This window comes from Kitasatospora sp. NPDC022785, assembly GCF_055561295.1.
In genome coordinates, this window is the sequence record NZ_JBVHHB010000076.1 from 1 (window position 1) to 1212 (window position 1212).

The 1212-nt window shown below is 71.5% G+C and carries 2 protein-coding genes; both read left to right on the top strand.

What is annotated here, in order from left to right; translation table 11 throughout:
- Positions 1-122: 122 nt before the first annotated feature.
- A complete protein-coding gene (metF, locus tag ACZ3YO_RS39920; protein ID WP_465579205.1) occupies positions 123-1061 on the top strand; it encodes a methylenetetrahydrofolate reductase [NAD(P)H] in 939 nt (312 codons plus the stop codon).
- 29 nt (positions 1062-1090) lie between these two features.
- Positions 1091-1212: adenosylhomocysteinase (locus ACZ3YO_RS39925; protein WP_396326190.1), on the top strand; the 122-nt coding region annotated here is incomplete at its 3' end.

Genomic DNA, 1212 nt, shown 5'->3' on the forward strand with positions numbered 1-1212 from the left:
CTGCTGCGGCCCGAGCGGATCGGTGTGGTGCTCTCCGAGGAGTTCCAGCTCCACCCCGAACAGTCCACCGACGCCATCGTCATCCACCACCCCGAAGCCACCTACTTCAACGCGAGGTGACCATGGCCGGCGACCAGGTATCCGACGGCACGGCGACCGACCGGCGCGGCATCGCGGAGTTGCTGGCGGCGGGTGGACGCAGCTACTCGTTCGAGGTCTTCCCGCCCAAGGCGGCCGCGGGCGAGCGGGCGCTCTGGGAGACGATCCGCCGGGTCGAGGCGGCGGCGCCGGCCTTCGTCTCCGTCACCTACGGCGCGGGCGGCTCCTCCCGGACCAGGACGACCGATCTGACCGAGCGCATCCGCAACCAGACCACGCTCCGCCCCGTCGCCCATCTGACCGCCGTCGGCCACTCGGTGGCCGAACTGCGCCGGATCATCGGTCGGTACGCCGACGCGGGGATCCGCGATGTGCTGGCGCTGCGCGGTGATCCGCCCGGCGATCCGCAGGGGGAGTGGGTCGCGCACCCGGAAGGTCTGCGCCACGCGGCCGAACTGGTCGAGCTGTTGAAGGCGTCCGGGGGGTTCACCGTCGGCGTCGCGGCCTTCCCGGAGCGGCATCCGCGCTCGTCGGACTGGGAGAGCGACATCCGGCACTTCGTCGCCAAGTGCCGTGCCGGCGCGGACTTCGCGATCACCCAGATGTTCTTCCGGGTCGAGGACTATCTGCGGCTGCGCGACCGGGTCGCGGCCGCCGGCTGCGACGTCCCGATCATCCCCGAGATCATGCCGGCCACCTCCTTCGACCAGATCCGCCGGTTCGCGCTGCTGAGCAACGCGGCCTTCCCGCCGGAACTGGCCCGGCGGTTGGAGGCGGCGAGCGGTGACCGTGCCGCCGGCTACCGGATCGGGGTCGACCACGCCACCGCGATGGGCGGGCGGCTGCTCGCGGAGGGCGCGCCCGGCCTGCACTACATCACGCTGAACAGCTCGACCGCCTCCGTGGAGATCCACCGGAACCTCGGTCTGCACCGGGCCGTGCCCGCGCTGACCACCGTCTGAACATCCCTTCCAAGCCGAGGAGTTCGCCCATGTCCGTCCCCGAGACCGCCGCGCCCGACTTCAAGGTTGCCGACCTTTCCCTGGCGCCGTTCGGGCGCAAGGAGATCCAGCTGGCCGAGCACGAGATGCCCGGCCTGATGTCCATCCGTGC

Excerpts from the sequence above, each read along its gene's own strand:
- metF (WP_465579205.1), top strand. The coding sequence starts at position 123 with ATGGCCGGCGACCAGGTATCCGACGGCACGGCGACCGACCGGCGCGGC.